The sequence below is a fragment of the Corynebacterium sp. HMSC068H04 genome, from assembly GCF_001811255.1.
Taxonomy (GTDB): domain Bacteria; phylum Actinomycetota; class Actinomycetes; order Mycobacteriales; family Mycobacteriaceae; genus Corynebacterium; species Corynebacterium hesseae.
The window spans coordinates 47,088-63,561 of the sequence record NZ_KV803997.1; the positions used below are offsets into that span (position 1 = coordinate 47,088).

Genomic DNA, 16,474 nt, shown 5'->3' on the forward strand with positions numbered 1-16,474 from the left:
ATGGCACAGATACTTTCCCTGACAGACATCACCAAGGATTTCGGCGGCGGCCCGGTGCTCGCTGGAATCTCCCTCGACATTGAACCGGGCGAGCTCGTGGCCGTCATGGGGCCGTCCGGCTCCGGCAAGTCCACGCTGCTGCACTGCATGTCCGGCGTGCTCACCCCCACGCACGGCAGCGTGCGCTACGGGGATGAAGAGCTCTCCGCGCTTGGCGACGGTCCCCGCTCCCGCACCCGCCTGCGCAACTTCGGCTTCGTCTTCCAAGACGGCCAGCTGCTGCCGGAGCTGAGCAACGTGGACAACGTGGCGCTGCCTGCGATGCTCAACGGTATGGGGCGGGGTGCGGCCCGCAAGCGCGCGATGGAATTGCTGGACCAGCTGGGCCTGGGTGGTTTGGCGGAGCGCCGCCCAGCGCAGGTTTCTGGCGGTCAGGCGCAGCGCGTGACTATTGCGCGTGCGCTGGTGGCTAACCCGGGCGTGGTCTTCGCCGATGAGCCGACCGGTGCGTTGGACCAGTCCACGGGCCACGAGGTCATGCAGATGCTCACCACCATCGTGCGCCAGTCGGGTGCCAGCCTGGTCATGGTCACGCACGACCCGAAGGTGGCCGACTGGATGCAGCGCCGCGTGGAGATTCGCGATGGCATCATCCACGACGACCGCCGCCTCGAGGTGATTCGATGAACACCGCGACTTTGGTCTTTGACCTGCAGCGCGAATCCATTCGCGCGCGATCCGGAACAGGAATCGTCTCGATGCTGGCGATTGTGAGCTTGACCATTGGCTCCGCCATCGCCTTCCTCGTTGCGGGTGGTACCTGGATGTTCTGGCAGCGCGCCCAGCACGTCGAGGATGCCGCCCCGGCACTCAAGGAGGCCTTCGGCAACGAGATGGAGGCCTTCCTCTATCCCTGGTTTGCCCTAGCCCTTTTTGCTTGCGCGTTCATTCTTCCGGCGCTGTTTAACCTCACTGCCCAAGCCGCCGTCCTCGGTGCGTCCGGCAGGGAACAGCGCCTGGCCACCCTGCGCCTGTTGGGATTGAGCTCCCGCCAGGTGGAGCGCATGGTCATCGTGGAGACCGGACTGCAAGCCATCGTCGGCATCGTGCTCGGCGGGCTGATCAGCCTGCTCGTCGCGCCGGTCTTCACCCAGCTGGATTTCCAGATGCGTTCCATTGCTCTGTCCGAGCTTCTCCTCCCATGGTGGGGCTACCTCGCCGTGGCGGGTGTGCTTTTCCTGCTGGCCATCGGCGCCGCACTCGTCGGCATGCGCCGGGTGCGGGTGAGCCCGCTGGGCGTGGCCAAGCGTCAGATGCCCGCGGCTTATCGCTGGTGGCGCGCCATCGTCTTCCTCATCATCGTGGCGGTCGGTGGGGTTTTCCTCTCCGGCAAGGCGGGCCCGCCGACCGCCATGGTCATCGTGGTCATGTTCGGCATGCTGATGAGCATCAACCTCATCGCTCCCTTCATCCTGCAGCTCGGCGCGCACATCTTGTCCCTCTTCCCGGGCACCGCGCACTTCGTGGCCTGCCAGCGAGTGGCAGGTAATGCGCGCCCCGCCTGGCGGCGGAGTGCGGCCATCGGCTTCTTCGGCTACTTGGCGGGATTCCTCGTTGCCGCGCCCCTGGGCGCAGACGCTTTGGCCCTGGTGCTGAAGGAAGACCCGGGGATGAACGTGGTGTTCAAGGACATCTCCACCGGTGTTCTATTAACCCTCATTTTCGGCTTCACGCTGACCACCATGTCCATCATCCTGGGACAGGTCTCCGGCATCTTTGAGGATAAGGAGCTCATCCGCTCCCTGGATCTCATGGGCGTGCCGCGCGGCTTCCAGTTCCGCTCCGGTGCCTGGACCGTCATGGGGCCGGTCGTGGGCTTGAGCTTCTTCGGCTTCCTCTTCGGCGGTGGCATCGCCTCGCTGATGTTCTTCTCCAGTGTCGATTCAAGCGACGTCGATGTTCTCGGCCGCATGCTCATGGCCTTCGGATTCCTGGCCATAGGTTGGTTGGTCACGCTGCTAGCCATTGTCATTGTTGAACCCCTGCGCGGCTACGTGCTGCGCACGGGAGGAAGGAAAGAATGAAAACTGTACTGAAAATCTTCGGCGGACTGTTCCTTGTTGCCCTCATCGCCGTGGTCGCGGCCGTGTACTTCTTCGGCCCCTCCTATGGCGGTGCGCTGTTGGGCAAGCCCTACTTCCTTTTCAACGCCAGCGAGAAGCGCATCAATACCGCGATGGTGGATACTGCAGCGATCTCCGGAATCTATGGCGCGAGCGAAGAATTCCAGCGCGCCCGCGAGGCCTTCAAAAAGGACCCCACGAACGCTGAGCTCCTCGATGCCGCTATTGATGCCGCCGGCGGCAAGCACTCCAACGTCTTTAGCACCGAGAAGGAAAAGGCCATCGAAAACACTGAACCCTCGGTTTCCTTCGAGGACGGCGTTCTGCGCGCCACCGTCCCGTCCATCGGCCGCCACGATGATGCCCAGGCCTACGCCGACACCCTCGCTCAAGGTCTGACCGCCCACCCGGAGGCCTGCGCCGCCGTGGTGGATCTACGGGGCAACGGCGGCGGCGACATGGGCCCGATGTACGCGGGCTTAAGCCCCCTGCTGCCGGATGGCACCGCGCTCTCCTTCGTGAGCCGCATGGGCACATCTGACGTCACCATCGACGGCAACTCCATCACCGGCGGTGGCACGCCCACCACCACGACGGGCGGCAAGCTTGAGGTCCCCGTCGCCGTGCTCACCGACGACGAAACCGCGTCCTCCGGCGAGGCCACCCTTCTGGCCTTCCGCGGCCTGGACAACGTGCGCACCTTCGGCGAGCCGACCGCCGGCTACGCCTCTGCGAACGTGGTCCTGGATTATCCGGATGGCCGCTCGCTCATGCTCACCACGGCTAAGGACAAGGCGCGCACGGGCGAGGAGTTCGCCGAGGATCCCATTGCCCCCGATGCCCCGGAATCGGAGCTCGATGGCTGGCTCGCGTCCCACTGCAGTTAGTTAGCTGCAGTGTTAGTAAGCCGCAGCGTTAGTCAGCCCAGTTCGTTGTCGGCACGTTGCGGCTGAACAGCTGCAACGCTAGCCTGCCCAACGCTCGCCTTCCCACCGCCAGTAGTGGTGCCACTTCCACGGCGGAGGCACGAACTCACCCCGCCCTTTTATGACCGCGAGGATCTGGTGAACCGCGACGTCGAGGTGGTGCTCAATTGTGGCGGCGGTGAAGTGGAGGGGCCGGTAGCCGCGCTGGATGGCGTCGTTAAGCTTCTGGCGGTCGATCTCGAAACGCTGCCGGTTCTCGCCTTTGTGGTAGGCGTATCCGTCCACCTCGATGGCCACCTTGTGTTCCTCTAGGAGCAAGTCCCAGCGGTAGGGGCCAATCCGCACGTTGTTGCGGACTTTGACGTGGGGATCGAGACCCCGGGTGAGGTCGCGCTCCGGCTTGCTATCCGCCCCGACGATGGCCTTTTCCAACACCTCACGCGTGTGCTTGGGCAGGCGGCGAAAGTCCAGCTGTTCCGTCTCGATGCGCGAGCGCCCATGCGGCCCGGCGAAGAAGGCCTCGATGAAGGCCACGGCATCCTCGTGCTCCATCGCCTCAACGCATTGCAGCGGGCTACACACGTTTACCCCATTCATGCTGCCCAGCGCTTTGGGCCGCGCCCGTCGGCTCCGGAAGTACGTGCTCGGTGCCATCGTTCCTGCGCGCAGGAAGTGAAGCGGAAAAGTTAGTTCTTGGCCAAGATACTGCTGGGCGGCGGAATAGCCATCCAAGGCTGAGTCTGGCCAGCGTCTTGAGACGATTTCAGCGAGCTCGCGCGGCGTTGGCACCGCAGATAAATACAGACCGTGACAAATCTTGATTGCTTGGCCATTAGTTGCGCGGCGAGTCCCCGCGCGTCCCTCGAAAATTTCCATGTGCCCCCGATGAGTACGTTTCTAACAAATAAGCCCCCAGAAACCGCTGTTTTCGGCCCCCTATTTGATCGAATCGTACGTCACGAACGAGGAGTTGTCGCGGTGACAAAGAAAAAGGACGTTTCGATCAACTAAGGCCTCTCAAACCCCCGGGTCTGGGGCCCTATTTGATCGAAACGTCCCTTAGAAGTGCGAATTATTTGAAGCGAGCCTTAGCCTCTTCGAGGATCTTCTCTGCCTCAGCCTTGTCGCCCCAGCCGGAGCCGGTAACTTCCTTGTTCGGCTCCAGGTCCTTGTAGTGGACGAAGAAGTGCTCGATCTCGTCCTTGATGTGCTGCTCCACATCGTTGATGTCCTGGTAGCGCTCCCAGCGCGGGTCATCGATGACGGCGAGCAGCTTGTCGTCGCCGCCGGCCTCGTCGGTCATCTTGAATACGCCGAGAATGCGGGCCTCCACGACAACGCCCGGGAAGACCGGCTCCGGGAGGATCACTAGTGCGTCGAGCGGGTCGCCGTCCTCACCCAGGGTGTCGTCGATGAAGCCGTAGTCAGCCGGGTAGGCCATCGGGGTGAACAGGTAACGGTCGAGGTGGACCTTGCCGGTCTCGTGGTCGATCTCGTACTTGTTGCGGGAGCCCTTAGGGATCTCGATGGTTACTTCAACGCTCACGGCTGAATCCTCCATAACTAATAGGTTGGCATGTGCTCCGCATAGTCTACCGCGCTAGTCTAAAGGGCGATGAAAGCTAAGCATGTCTGGTGGAGTACTGCGGCCCTCGTCACGGCCGGCGTCGTGGCGGCGACGGCCGCAGTGGGCGTAGAAGTCCAGCGCACCTACGATCAACTGGACCACGGCCAACCCTATAAGCAGGCAGAACCCGAAACGCTGCTCCAACCCGTCGAGCCTGGTGAGATAGACACCGCCGCGCTTAAAGCGAAGTTGGATGAGCTGGGCAAAGACAAGGCTCTCGCCACTTTCGGCGGTCAGGTCATCGACACCACCACCCACGAGGTGCTGTGGGAGCGCGAACCCGCAAAGCCGCTCACGCCTGCCTCCTCGACCAAGGTCCTCACCCTCGCCGCAGCAACGCTCGCGCTCGATGAAGAAGAACGCCTCACCACGGAAGTGGTCAAAGGCGATAACGATGGCGACGTGGTCATCAAAGCCTCCGGCGATGTGTGGCTGACGGACGAGCGCCTCGATGAGCTCGCGGAGCAGATCAAGAAGCACATGAGCACCGTCAACCGAGTATCCATTGATACCTCCGTCTGGGCCGGCCCCGACCAGGCTCCCGGCTGGGACGATGACAATATCGACGGTGGCTATGTCGCACCCATCCAGCCAGCCATGCTCTACGGCGGGCGCATCGGGGAGAAGACCGGGGACGTCCCGCGCTCCCATGAGCCGGCACTCGACGTCGCCCGCGCGCTCGCCAAACGCCTGGGTACCGATAAAGCCGACATGGCCCCCGCACCCGACAACGCGGAGGCCATCGCCTCCAGCGAGTCCGAGCCGCTGGCCTTGCGCGCGCAGCAAGCGGCGAAGGACTCCGACAACGTCATGGCAGAGGCCATCGCCCGCGAGCTGGCCATCAGCCAAGACGCGGAGGCAAGCTTCGACGGCGCCGCGCAGGCCACCCTCGACGTGCTCAGCGGCGCCGGCATCGACGTCAACGGCGTCACCTTAAAGGACGGTTCAGGTCTCTCCCGCGATAATCGCATCCCGGCAGGCCTCCTCGCCCACATCGCGGATCAAGCCGTAGCCACCGAAGAGCTACGCCCACTGTTGGGCTACCTCCCCCTCGCCGGCGGCGAAGGAACCCTCTATGAGCGCTATTCCGATTCGCCCGCCCGCGGCTTCGTGCGCGCCAAGACCGGCACACTCACCGGAACCTCCGCGCTGACCGGCACCGCCCAAGGCCAGTCGGGCCGGGTTTATGCCTTCGCCTTCCTGGTCAACGACGGCGAAGTCACCTCCGCCCGCCAGGCCCAAGACGCCCTCGCCGCCGCACTCCATGACTTCTAAGAAACCTTTTTGGCCACGTAAAAGCCCCAACTTCTTGGCCTGCCGGGTGGCCGCCCGCGCCGTGGTGGGGCAGCACCCCCGCGCCATAGCGGTGGGATTGTCCGGCGGCGCCGACTCGCTGGCGCTGACCGCGGCCCTCGTCGCAGAAGGTCATGAGGTCACAGCGCTCTGCGTCGACCACGGCCTACAGGAAGGCTCGGCCGCACAGGCGCGCGGGGCTGCCGACCAGGCTCGTGGATTGGGGGCGGGGGCGGAGGTGTTGCCGGTGGACGTCGCCAAGCACGGCTCCGTGGAGGCCGAAGCCCGCGCCGCCCGGTACCGTGCCTTCGCGCCCTGGGGCGAGGTGGCGGTGGCTCATACCGCCGATGACCAGGCCGAAACCCTGCTGCTGAGCGCCCTGCGGGGGAAGGTGGCGGGCATGTGCGAGCGCTCCGAGGTGGAGGGCGTGCGCGTGCTGCGCCCCCTTTTGCGCGTGCGCCGCGCTCAGACCGAGGCCGCCTGCGCGGAGCTGGAGCTGGACGTCTGGCACGATCCCCAGAACCAGGACCCGGCCTTTCGCCGCGTGGCGCTGCGCCGCGAGATCCTCCCGCGCCTGCAGGAGATCCTGGGCGGTGACCCCGTGCCGGCTTTGGCCCAGGCAGCCTATGACGCCGCGCTTGACGACGCCTTCCTCACCACCCACCCCACCCCCGACTGCGCCGAGCTGGCCGCCCTTCCCGAGCCGAAGCGCCGCCGGGCGATTGCCGCGTGGCTGCGCGAGGAAGGGGTAGAGGTTACGCGCGAGGCGGTGCGCGGCATCGATGCCCTGTGCGTGCAGTGGCATGGGCAGGGGCCAGTCGCCGTCCGTGGTGAAAAGAGAGGTACAAGGTTGGAAGTCGCACGCGTTGGTGGCAAACTGTCACTATTGCCTCGGTCAGCAAAGGAGCGCTCACGTGCACGACACCCATGATTCAGCCGTCCCCGCCAATCCTTATGGAGAGGACATTAGAAACGTACTCGTCGCCGAAGACGATCTTCAGGCGCGCATCCAAGAGATGGCGGACCGCGTTTCCGAGAAATACAGCAACGCCGATGATGACCTCATCCTGGTGTGCGTGCTCAAGGGTGCGGTCTTCTTCTTGACGGACTTTGCCCGCAAGCTCACCATTCCGTCCCAACTGGAGTTCATGGCGGTGTCCTCCTATGGCAACTCGGCCTCCTCCTCGGGCGTGGTGCGTATTTTGAAGGACCTGGACCGCGATATCGAGGGCCGTGATGTGGTCATCGTGGAAGATATCATCGACTCCGGCCTGACCTTGTCCTGGCTCATCCGCAACCTGCAGGGCCGCCACCCCCGTTCACTGGAAGTGGTCACGCTGCTGCGCAAGCCTGAGGTAGTCAAGGCGGAGCTGGATCTCTTCGACGTGGGCTTTGATATCCCCAACGAGTTTGTCGTGGGCTATGGTCTGGATTTTGCGGAGCGCTACCGTGACCTGCCCTATGTGGGCACGCTGGAGCCTGCGGTATACAGCAACGACTAGTTTTTCTTGCCCTCTGTTGCATGAGGCCTCGAATTCGCAAGGTAATTAATGAAAAATAAGAACATCATCCGCTATGGCTCGATCGCGGGCCTAGTTCTCATCCTGCTGTACGCTTTCACGTTCTTTAGCAATGATGCCCGCAGCTTCAAGCAGGTGGACACCTCCGTGGCCATGCAGCAGCTGACGGATAAGAACGTCGAGGAAGCACAGATCGATGACCGCGAGCAGCAGCTGCGCCTCAAGCTCAAGAAGCCGGTGACGGTGGAGGAGCAGGAAGGCGTCGAAGAGGTCATTGCCAAGTACCCGGCCCGCGCCTCCGAGCAGGTCTTTAACGCGGTGAAGGGCTCTGGTGCGGAGAAGTACCAGACCAAGGTGACGCAGGATTCCTTCATCGGTTCCATGATCAGCTTCCTGCTGCCGATGCTGATCCTCTTCGCGCTGCTGTTCTGGCTTATGACCCGCATGCAGCAGGGCGCGGGCGGCATGTTCGGCATTGGTGGCTCCAAGGCCAAGGAGCTGACCAAGGACATGCCCACCAACACCTTTGCGGATGTTGCCGGTGCGGATGAAGCGGTGGATGAACTCCAGGAGATCAAGGACTTCCTGGATGATCCGGAGCGCTACCACGCGCTGGGCGCGAAAATCCCGCGCGGCGTGCTGTTGTACGGCCCTCCCGGCACGGGTAAGACCCTGCTGGCCCGCGCCGTTGCGGGTGAGGCCGGCGTGCCTTTCTATTCCATTTCCGGTTCCGACTTCGTGGAGATGTTCGTCGGCGTCGGTGCCTCCCGCGTGCGCGACCTGTTCAAGCAGGCCAAGCAGAATAGCCCGTGCATCATCTTCGTCGATGAGATTGACGCCGTGGGCCGCCAGCGCGGTTCCGGTACCGGCGGCGGCCACGATGAGCGCGAGCAGACGCTGAACCAGTTGCTCGTGGAGATGGATGGCTTCGGTGACCGTGAGGGCGTCATCCTCATCGCCGCCACCAACCGTCCCGACATCTTGGACCCGGCACTTCTGCGCCCGGGCCGCTTCGACCGCCAGATCCCAGTGACCAACCCGGACCTGGCCGGCCGCGAGCAGATCTTGCGCGTGCACGCTAAGGATAAGCCGCTGGCCAAAGAAGTCGACGTGGCGCAGTTGGCCAAGCGCACCGCCGGCATGTCCGGCGCGGACTTGGCCAACGTGCTCAACGAGGCTGCCCTGCTCACCGCGCGCATCGGCGGCAACGTCATTACCTACGACGCGCTGGAGGAGGCCACCGACCGCGTCGTCGGCGGCCCGCGCCGCCAGAGCAAGATCATCTCTGAGCATGAGAAGAAGGTCACCGCCTACCACGAGGGCGGCCATACCTTGTCGGCGTGGGCGCTCAAGGACATTGAGCGCGTCTACAAGGTGACCATCCTGGCCCGCGGCCGCACCGGCGGCCACGCCATGACCGCGCAGGAAGACGACAAGGGCATGTACACCCGCGACGAGCTTTTCGCTCGCCTCGTCTTCGCCATGGGCGGGCGTGCCGCGGAAGAGCTCGTGTTCGGCGCACCGACCACCGGTGCCTCCTCCGATATCGAGCACGCCACCAAGATCGCGCGTTCCATGCTGACCGAATACGGCTTCAGCCCGGACCTGGGTACCGTCAAGTACGGCCAGGAGCAGGGCGATCCCTTCAGCTATGCCGGCGGCGGTGGAACCATTGACTACTCGGATTCCGTGGCCACCAAGATCGATGAGCAGATGGCGTACCTCTTGGACCGCGCGCACCAGCAGGCCTATGACATCCTGTCCGAGCACCGCGACTACCTGGATAAGCTCGCCGAGATGCTGCTGGAGAAGGAAACCCTGCGCCGCCCGGACCTCGAGGGCATCTTCGAGGGCATCGAGCCGCGCGAGGCCTTCGACGTCTTCCCGAACGAGGACGCCCGCTTCCCGCGCCAGGCTGGCCGCGAGCCGGTGAAGACCCCGGTGGAGCTGGCCCAGGAGCGTGGTGAGGAACTGCCGAAACGCATGACGCTTCTCGACGCCTCCCGCGCCGCCCGCGAGCGCCGCCAGGCGGAGCTTGAGCGCGCGAAGGAGAACGGCGGCGAAGCCGGTGGCACTGCATCGGCGGCGCCGGTCGAGGAGATCGGCTTCAGCTTTGGCCAGCACGCAGGTGACTATGTGGACCCGGACAAGGGCAACACCTTCTTCGGCGAATCCGAGATCACCGAACCCACTGGCCGCGAGCTGAGCGAGGACGAAGCTGTCAGCGATGCGGCGCAGGAGGAGACCGTGGCCCCAGAGCAGGCAGGGCCCAGTAGCGAGGACACCCAAGAGATTCCGCGTGTGCCGGAGTCCGCTGCACCGCAGCCAGAATCCCAGCCGCAGCCAGAACCTCAGCCGCAGCCGCGCGAACCGGAACGCCGCGGCCGCCACGCCAAGCCGGAGGATCACGCCTGGGGCGCGCCCGGCTGGGGAGACAACGAATACCGCAACAACCCGTACAAGGACGGCGAGACCAATGAGCGATAACATCCCGGCGCAGCGCGAGTTCGATCACGAGCGCGCCGAAGCAGCCGTCCGCGAGCTTCTCATCGCCGTCGGCGAGGACCCCGACCGCGAGGGCCTGCGCGAAACCCCGGCCCGCGTGGCCCGCGCCTATGCGGAGGTCTTTGCCGGCTTGCACCAAGATCCGACCGAGGTCCTCCACAAGACCTTCGCGGAGGAGCACCAGGAACTCGTCCTCGTGCGCGATATCCCCATCTACTCCACGTGCGAGCACCACCTTGTGCCCTTCTACGGCAAGGCGCACATCGGCTACATCCCGGGCCCCGACGGCCACGTCACCGGACTGTCTAAGCTGGCCCGCCTGGCGGATATGTACGCCAAGCGCCCGCAGGTCCAGGAACGCCTCACCAGCCAGATCGCCAACGCCCTCGTGGACGTCCTCCACGCACAGTCCGTCATCGTGGTCATCGAGTGCGAGCACCTGTGCATGGCCATGCGCGGCATCCGCAAGCCGGGGGCTACCACGACGACCTCCGCGGTCCGCGGCGGTTTCAAGAAGAATGCGGCCTCCCGTGCGGAGGTCATGAGCCTCATTAGGAGCTAGTTTCCATGGCAGTCAGCAACCTCACCGTCCCCGGCCGCACGCTGGTCATGGGCATCGTCAACGTCACGGAAGATTCCTTCTCTGACGGCGGACGCTGGATTAATGTCGACGACGCCATCGCGCACGCCCGGCACTTGGTGGCCTCCGGCGCGGACATGATCGATGTGGGCGGCGAGTCCACCCGCCCGGGTGCGGTGCGTGTCGCGGCCGAAGAGGAAGAGCGCCGCGTCGTGCCCGTCATCAAGGCGCTGCACGAGGAGGGGATCAAGACCTCGGTGGATACGATGCGGGCCTCGGTTGCTCAAGCCGCCGCCGAAGCTGGCGTCGACATGATCAACGACGTCTCCGGTGGTGCCGCCGACCCGGACATGTACCGCACCATGGCCGCCATCGGCCTGCCGGTGTGCCTCATGCACTGGCGCACTGTCCAATTCGGCAGCGCAGCCGGAGTGGCCGACCACGGCGGGGACGTCGTGCGCGATGTCCACGAGTCCCTGGCGAAGCTCGCCGATAACGCCCTCCAAGCAGGTGTCAGCCACGACAATATCGTCGTGGATCCGGGCCTGGGCTTTGCCAAGTCCCCGCAGGATAACTGGGCTTTGCTCAAGGCGTTGCCGGAATTCCTGGAGGGCGAGTTCCCGCTGCTTGTGGGCGCTTCCCGCAAGCGCTTCCTCGCCGCCATCCGGGAGGATCGCGGTGTCGAGTCCAGCCCGCTTCTCGCGGATCCGGCCACCGCGGCCGTGACCGCCATTTCCGCACAGATGGGAGCGTGGGGCGTGCGCGTGCACGAGGTTGATGTCTCCCGCGATGCCGTGGATGTCGCCGCGGCCTGGAATGCGGGCGCGGCGTATACCGGCGGCGAGCATGCCTCCGGTAGCTACGCCAACGGCGCCGATGGAGGCACCGTGGTCTCGACTTCGCTGGGGAGGGCTTAAACCCATGGCGGATCGCATCGAGCTCACCGGCCTGGAATGCTTTGGCTACCACGGCGTCTTCGAGGAAGAGAAGAAGACGGGGCAGCCCTTCATCGTGGACGTCACATGTTGGTTGGACACCGCGGGCATCGAGGATGACCTGTCACGGACGGTCAACTACGCCGAGCTTGCCGACGTCGCAGCAAACATCGTCGAAGGCCCCTCCCGCGATCTCATCGAAACGGTGGCCGCTGAAGTCGCCGAGACCGCGATGCAGCGCTTCGAGATCCTCCACGCCATCGAGGTGACGATCCACAAGCCGAAGGCACCCATCCCGCGCACCTTTACCGACGTCGCGGTCGTAGCGCGCCGCTCCCGGAAGCGGATGGCAGGCTAATGCGCGCTGTCTTGTCCATCGGGTCCAACATGGAGGATCGCCGCGCGCTCCTGCAGACCGTTTTCGATGAATTCGCCGCCGAGACCGTTGCGGCCTCCCCGGTCTATGCCACCCCGCCGTGGGGTGTGACTGACCAAGATGAATTCCTCAACGCAGTGCTTATCGTGGACGTGGACTGCACTCCGCTGGAGCTGCTGCGCCGCGGTCAGAAGCTGGAAGAAGCAGCTGAGCGCGTACGCGTGCGGCATTGGGGTCCGCGCACCTTGGACGTGGACATCGTGCAGATAGACGGCGTTACCTCTGATGATCCGGAGCTCACCCTCCCGCACCCCTATGCGCACGAGCGCGCCTTCGTGCTCGTGCCGTGGTTGGCTGCGGATGAGCATGCGGAGCTCAACGGCACCCCGGTGCGCGAGCTCATCGCGGGCCTCGATGAGGACGAGGTCGCAGCGGTGAAGGAAGTGGGGTAGGCGATGAAGAGGACGTCGATCAGCGCGCTCGTCGGCGTGGCCCTCTTCGTGGCCGCAGCGGCCGCCATCCTCACCACCCGCTTTTATGGCTCAATGCTGGCCATTCCGGCAACGGTGTCGATTTCCCTGTGGGCCATGGCGCTGGTCTGCGTGCTGTTGACCCTCAAGGTGCGCGGTGCCAAGGATGATGAGCACGGCATCGGCCTGGATAACTCGCAGCTGAATCCGATGACCATCGCGCAATTCCTGCTCGTCGGTAAAGCCTCCGCGTGGACCGGCGCCATCGTGGGCGGGGCCTATGCGGGAATGGCGGTCTACGTGGTGCCGCGCGCCGGCGAGCTCGTTGCTGCGTCCGGTGACCTGACCGGGGTGGTGACCTCGGCGCTGGGTGGTGCCGCGATGTGCGTTGCCGGAGTGGTGCTAGAGCGACACTGCGAGGTGCCACCTCCATCTGATGGTGCACAAGCGGTAAGTTAGTGGGCATGACGAGTCCGAACCACGCCCCTGAGCCCCAGCACGAGTCGGCCCCGGATGATCGCCCGACGACCCAGTTTTCTGTACAGCCGGACTCACAGCCACCAACGTCGGTGGAGTCTTCCCAGTCCGGTTCGAAGACGGACGCCGGTTCCATCGGGCTCATCGTCTTGGTCATTCTCGCGGTCATTGCCAGCCTGGTCATGTTGATTTCGGGCTCGGCGAATGCGCTGAAGATCGCTTTGCTCGCCTCCCTGTGGGCCGCGGTTCTGGGCTTCTTCCTGGTGGTGCGCTACCGCCGTCAGGCCCATGAGGCCAACGAGCTTCTGGCGGTGGAGCGCTCCCATGCTGCTTCCTCGCTGACCGTCTCCGGATCTTCCACAGCAGACAACAGCCAGGTCCTGGCGGAGATCCGTTCTGAACTAGAAGCCATCCGCGCCCAGATCGAGGAGATCTCGGGGCGCGAGTGGGTCTACGAACCTGCCGCCCTGTACGCGGAGGCCCGCCGTATCCAGGAGCTGGAGCGCAAGGCCGGTGGCGCGAGCGTGGATGAGCGCGGCGATGCCACCAACGTGAATTTCACTCAGAAGTCCGGTGGCGCGCCGTCTGCCGACGCCGTGGCAGGCCGCCTCGGCTCGCAGCCGACCCACCCGGTGAGCAACCCGCTGGACAACCTGTTGGCGGATAATGCCCGTGCCAACGCCCAGCAGCCGGCGGCGAAGCCAGCTCAGCAACCCACGCAGAAGCCAGCCGAGCGGCCCGCCGCGAAACCCGCCGGGAAATCCGCAGAACAGCAGGGCGCCCGCCCAGCCCCATCGCCCTTCAGCGCGCCGCAGCCTTCTCAGAACCGTCCCTCGGCGTTTCGCCCAGTGACCGAAACACAGCCTCAGCCGCAGGCGGCACAGCAGAAGCCACAGCCGAAGCCTCAACCCCAGCCGAAGACTGAGAAGCCACAGCCCCAGCCAAAGGCGCCGGAGTTCAAGACCGATAGCTTCCAGGCCGTGCAGTGGAACCAGGGTGCCGCGGGCGGGCAGCACATCAAGGAGAACTCTGCCCCGGCCCAGCCGCACCACCGCCACCGCAAGCCGGAGGCAGACACCGCACAGACCAGCACCCGTGGCCGCCGCCGCAGCGATGAGCACCGCGAGGGCGCGGTCTCCGTGGCGGAGCTCATGGCACGCCGCAAGCGTCAGCAGGTACAGCAGAACAAGGGCGACAAGAAGTAGATGAAGGCACCACGCATGCGGGTGGCGGTCTGGGGTAACTCCCGGGCCGGCCTTAACTTCGCACGGCGCCTCGAGTGGGCGGGCCATACCATCGAGAGCCTTGAGGACCCCGCGCAGTTGGACCGCTTCGATGCACTGATTATCGCTGCAACGGCGAGAGAGCTGGAGGCAGCTGTGGGAGACGTCGCCAAGCACGTGCGCCCGAGACAGATCGTCATCCATACCTCGTTGCTGGCCGGTGTGGAAGCACTCGATGACCTGGAAACGCGCGGGTGTGTGACGATTGCCGCAGCACCATTGGCTGACTCTTATGCGGTGAGCGCGCCCGATGAGGTAGCGGAAACCGTCATTGGTCTGCTGCTATCGGAGATTTCCCAGTCCGCAGAAACGGTGCCGGAGGAGCAGCGCGCCGAACGTGCCGCACGGTTGTACTACGCGGAGATGCTCGGTGCACTCAGCGTGTGGGCGGCGATAAAGGCGGGGATTATCGAAAACTTTATGGGCGGCGCCTTCGACCTCGACGCCGGGGACATCATCGATGCTTATTCTGCCGCCGTGGAGCTGGGCATGGCGCGCAACTACCGCGACGTCGCCCGCATGGTGGGCGGGCAGGAGAAGATTGAAGAACTGGAACTGTGGGCAGTAAGAAAGGAAGCGCCGTGGCAGAACAACTCCTAGTGGAGGACATTGAGCGCATCCGCATGGTTGGTAGCGCCTACCGCAAGACGGGCAAGCGTGTGGTGCTCGTGCCGCTGGGCCGCGATATCCATGCGGGGCACCTGGCCTTGGTGCAGGCGGCGCAGCGCGTGCGCGGCGGCATCGTCGTCGTGGCTGTGGACCCAGAGACGGACATCTCTGCCCTCGACGGTGTTGATGTGGTGTGGCGCTATAGCGAGCAGAGCCAGCGCACGCGGGTCCTCGCACCCGATCACGGCATGGAGGACGTGAGCGCGGAGCTGACCCGCATTGTGGCGCTGACCTGTGCGCTGGGGCCCAGCGATGTGCTCATGGGGGAGAAGGACTACGAGCTGCTCGTGGCCACCCAGCAGGCCTTTACGGACCTCCACATCACAGCGCGCGTGCAGGGCGTGCCCTCGGTGCGCATGCCGGACGGAGTGGTGATGAGCCTGCGCAACGCTGACGTCGCACCGGAGGCCCGCGAGCAAGCCAGCGCGCTGTCGGCGGCACTCACCGCCGGTGCGTACGCGGCGGAGTCCGGAGCCGAAGAGGTTGTGCGCGTGGCACGTGAAGTGTTGGCCGCAGCAAACGTGGAGTCGGAGTACGTCGAGCTGCGCGGACGCGACCTGGGTGAGGCCCCCGCAGAGGGCGATGCCCGCCTCTTTATCGCCGCTACCGTGGGTGGGGTGCGGCTCATCGATAACGCGGGCGTGCCGTTGGGCATTGGCTTCCGTAACTTAGAACAGCGCGGATAAAAGTCTGTGGCGCAGGTCTCCACCAGTTAGGTTGGAGGCATGAAGATTGGAATTCTGGGAGCCGGCGCCATCGGCGGATACTTTGGCGGAAAACTGAAAGCAGCGGGCCACGACGTCGCCTTCGTCGCTCGCGGTGAGACCTTGCGGGTGTTGGGGGAGACGGGCGTGACGCTGATCGACGCCCACGCGGAACCCACCACCACCGAGGTCATTAAGGTCCCGGCTGCCCAAACTTTTGCTGAGGTCAAAGAACTCTTGGGTGGGCTGGACGTGGCGGTTATTGCGTCGAAGGCGCTGCCGGGCAACGAGACCTTTGGCAGCGCGGAGGACCGAGAGGCCCTGCAGGGGATCCCGGTGGTGACCACGCACAACTCGGTTGAGATTCCCTACCTGGCGGCCGAGGAATTCGGGGAGGAAAGCATCCTTGCCGGTGTCGCCCGCGTTTACGCCACCCGCCTGGGACCGGCTCAGATCAAGCGCAACCCAGGGCCCTTGGCTTTGGCTTTTGGTCCGCTGAGTGCTGAGGCGCCGGAGTCGCTGCGCCGTACGGGCGAGGAGCTGGCGGCCGCGTTGAAAAAGTCTGGGGCCTCCAGCAAGTTCCACGACGCCGCGCTTGTCGACGTCTGGTCGAAAGCCATGTTCGTCACCCCGACAGGCACTCTAGGCACCTTGGTGGACAAACCGATTGGGTACCTCTGCCAGGAAATCCCCGGCCAGCTCGAGGCCTTCATGCGGGAAGTTGAGGCCGTCGGGCGCGCACTCGGCGTGGAGCTACCAGAGAACGTGGTGGAACAGACCATGGAGTTTGCCCGCCAGCAGCACCCGGACAGCACGTCCTCAATGCAGCGCGATATCAAGGAAGGATTGCCCAACGAATTAGACGCCCAGGTCGGAGCGATCCGACGCATGGGCGTCAAAGCTGGGGTTGCAACCCCGTTGTGGGACTTCGCACAGGAGGTGCTGGAGGCGCAGCTGCGCACCGCCTAAGAGTGCGCACTACGCAG

The 16,474-nt window shown here is 64.7% G+C and carries 18 protein-coding genes; 16 read left to right on the top strand and 2 right to left on the bottom strand.

The features are described 5' to 3' along the window. Genes HMPREF2792_RS06890 through HMPREF2792_RS06900 form a run of 3 tightly spaced genes read left to right on the top strand, consistent with a single transcriptional unit; the run spans position 1 to position 3,010 of the window. Positions 1-687 (top strand): ABC transporter ATP-binding protein, encoded by a 687-nt coding sequence (locus HMPREF2792_RS06890; RefSeq protein ID WP_070532222.1) that lies wholly within the window; start codon positions 1-3, stop codon positions 685-687. Next, entirely contained in the window at positions 684-2,084 is a 1,401-nt protein-coding gene (locus tag HMPREF2792_RS06895; RefSeq protein ID WP_070532225.1) for an FtsX-like permease family protein, read from the top strand. Before HMPREF2792_RS06890 ends, HMPREF2792_RS06895 begins: the two co-directional genes overlap by 4 nt. After that, positions 2,081-3,010 (top strand): S41 family peptidase, encoded by a 930-nt coding sequence (locus HMPREF2792_RS06900; RefSeq protein WP_070532228.1) that lies wholly within the window; start codon positions 2,081-2,083, stop codon positions 3,008-3,010. Before HMPREF2792_RS06895 ends, HMPREF2792_RS06900 begins: the two co-directional genes overlap by 4 nt. A gap of 78 nt (positions 3,011-3,088) precedes the next feature. On the opposite strand, the gene HMPREF2792_RS13285 is transcribed toward HMPREF2792_RS06900, so the two are convergent. Then, positions 3,089-3,631, bottom strand: coding sequence for an endonuclease domain-containing protein (locus HMPREF2792_RS13285; RefSeq protein ID WP_232748488.1), 543 nt, complete (start codon positions 3,629-3,631; stop codon positions 3,089-3,091). Positions 3,632-4,121: 490 nt separating this feature from the next. Beyond that, entirely contained in the window at positions 4,122-4,595 is a 474-nt protein-coding gene (locus HMPREF2792_RS06910; RefSeq protein ID WP_070532414.1) for an inorganic diphosphatase, read from the bottom strand. Positions 4,596-4,664: 69 nt separating this feature from the next. Between HMPREF2792_RS06910 and dacB the strand changes: the two genes are divergently transcribed. Genes dacB through HMPREF2792_RS06975 form a run of 13 tightly spaced genes read left to right on the top strand, consistent with a single transcriptional unit; the run spans position 4,665 to position 16,457 of the window. After that, positions 4,665-5,951: a D-alanyl-D-alanine carboxypeptidase/D-alanyl-D-alanine endopeptidase gene (gene dacB, locus HMPREF2792_RS06915; protein WP_070532234.1), complete on the top strand. Its 1,287-nt coding sequence runs from the start codon at positions 4,665-4,667 to the stop codon at positions 5,949-5,951. Continuing rightward, entirely contained in the window at positions 5,941-6,900 is a 960-nt protein-coding gene (tilS, locus tag HMPREF2792_RS06920; RefSeq protein WP_070532237.1) for a tRNA lysidine(34) synthetase TilS, read from the top strand. Before dacB ends, tilS begins: the two co-directional genes overlap by 11 nt. Beyond that, complete coding sequence (gene hpt, locus HMPREF2792_RS06925) at positions 6,884-7,471, top strand: hypoxanthine phosphoribosyltransferase (RefSeq protein ID WP_070532240.1); 588 nt, start codon at positions 6,884-6,886, stop codon at positions 7,469-7,471. The genes tilS and hpt overlap by 17 nt, the downstream gene beginning before the upstream one ends. Before the next feature lie 48 nt (positions 7,472-7,519). Then, the gene (gene ftsH / locus HMPREF2792_RS06930) at positions 7,520-9,976 is read left to right on the top strand and encodes an ATP-dependent zinc metalloprotease FtsH (protein WP_070532243.1); all 2,457 of its coding nucleotides are present in this window, start codon (positions 7,520-7,522) and stop codon (positions 9,974-9,976) included. Next, positions 9,966-10,556 carry a GTP cyclohydrolase I FolE gene (folE, locus tag HMPREF2792_RS06935; RefSeq protein ID WP_070532246.1) on the top strand — a complete coding sequence of 197 codons (591 nt, stop codon included), beginning with the start codon at positions 9,966-9,968 and terminating at the stop codon, positions 10,554-10,556. Before ftsH ends, folE begins: the two co-directional genes overlap by 11 nt. A 5-nt stretch (positions 10,557-10,561) precedes the next feature. Then, positions 10,562-11,491 carry a dihydropteroate synthase gene (folP, locus tag HMPREF2792_RS06940; protein ID WP_070532247.1) on the top strand — a complete coding sequence of 310 codons (930 nt, stop codon included), beginning with the start codon at positions 10,562-10,564 and terminating at the stop codon, positions 11,489-11,491. Positions 11,492-11,495: 4 nt separating this feature from the next. After that, on the top strand, positions 11,496-11,867 hold the full coding sequence (gene folB / locus HMPREF2792_RS06945) for a dihydroneopterin aldolase (protein WP_070532250.1): 372 nt from the start codon (positions 11,496-11,498) through the stop codon (positions 11,865-11,867). Continuing rightward, positions 11,867-12,337 carry a 2-amino-4-hydroxy-6-hydroxymethyldihydropteridine diphosphokinase gene (folK, locus tag HMPREF2792_RS06950; protein WP_070532253.1) on the top strand — a complete coding sequence of 157 codons (471 nt, stop codon included), beginning with the start codon at positions 11,867-11,869 and terminating at the stop codon, positions 12,335-12,337. Before folB ends, folK begins: the two co-directional genes overlap by 1 nt. A gap of 3 nt (positions 12,338-12,340) precedes the next feature. Next, positions 12,341-12,814: a DUF3180 domain-containing protein gene (locus HMPREF2792_RS06955; RefSeq protein WP_070532256.1), complete on the top strand. Its 474-nt coding sequence runs from the start codon at positions 12,341-12,343 to the stop codon at positions 12,812-12,814. A gap of 5 nt (positions 12,815-12,819) precedes the next feature. After that, on the top strand, positions 12,820-14,037 hold the full coding sequence (locus tag HMPREF2792_RS06960; protein WP_070532420.1) for a DUF6779 domain-containing protein: 1,218 nt from the start codon (positions 12,820-12,822) through the stop codon (positions 14,035-14,037). Beyond that, positions 14,038-14,715 carry a Rossmann-fold NAD(P)-binding domain-containing protein gene (locus tag HMPREF2792_RS06965; protein WP_083306406.1) on the top strand — a complete coding sequence of 226 codons (678 nt, stop codon included), beginning with the start codon at positions 14,038-14,040 and terminating at the stop codon, positions 14,713-14,715. Further along, on the top strand, positions 14,697-15,470 hold the full coding sequence (locus HMPREF2792_RS06970) for a pantoate--beta-alanine ligase (RefSeq protein WP_338025102.1): 774 nt from the start codon (positions 14,697-14,699) through the stop codon (positions 15,468-15,470). The genes HMPREF2792_RS06965 and HMPREF2792_RS06970 overlap by 19 nt, the downstream gene beginning before the upstream one ends. A gap of 39 nt (positions 15,471-15,509) precedes the next feature. Next, complete coding sequence (locus HMPREF2792_RS06975; RefSeq protein WP_070532259.1) at positions 15,510-16,457, top strand: 2-dehydropantoate 2-reductase; 948 nt, start codon at positions 15,510-15,512, stop codon at positions 16,455-16,457. Positions 16,458-16,474: the final 17 nt, after the last annotated feature.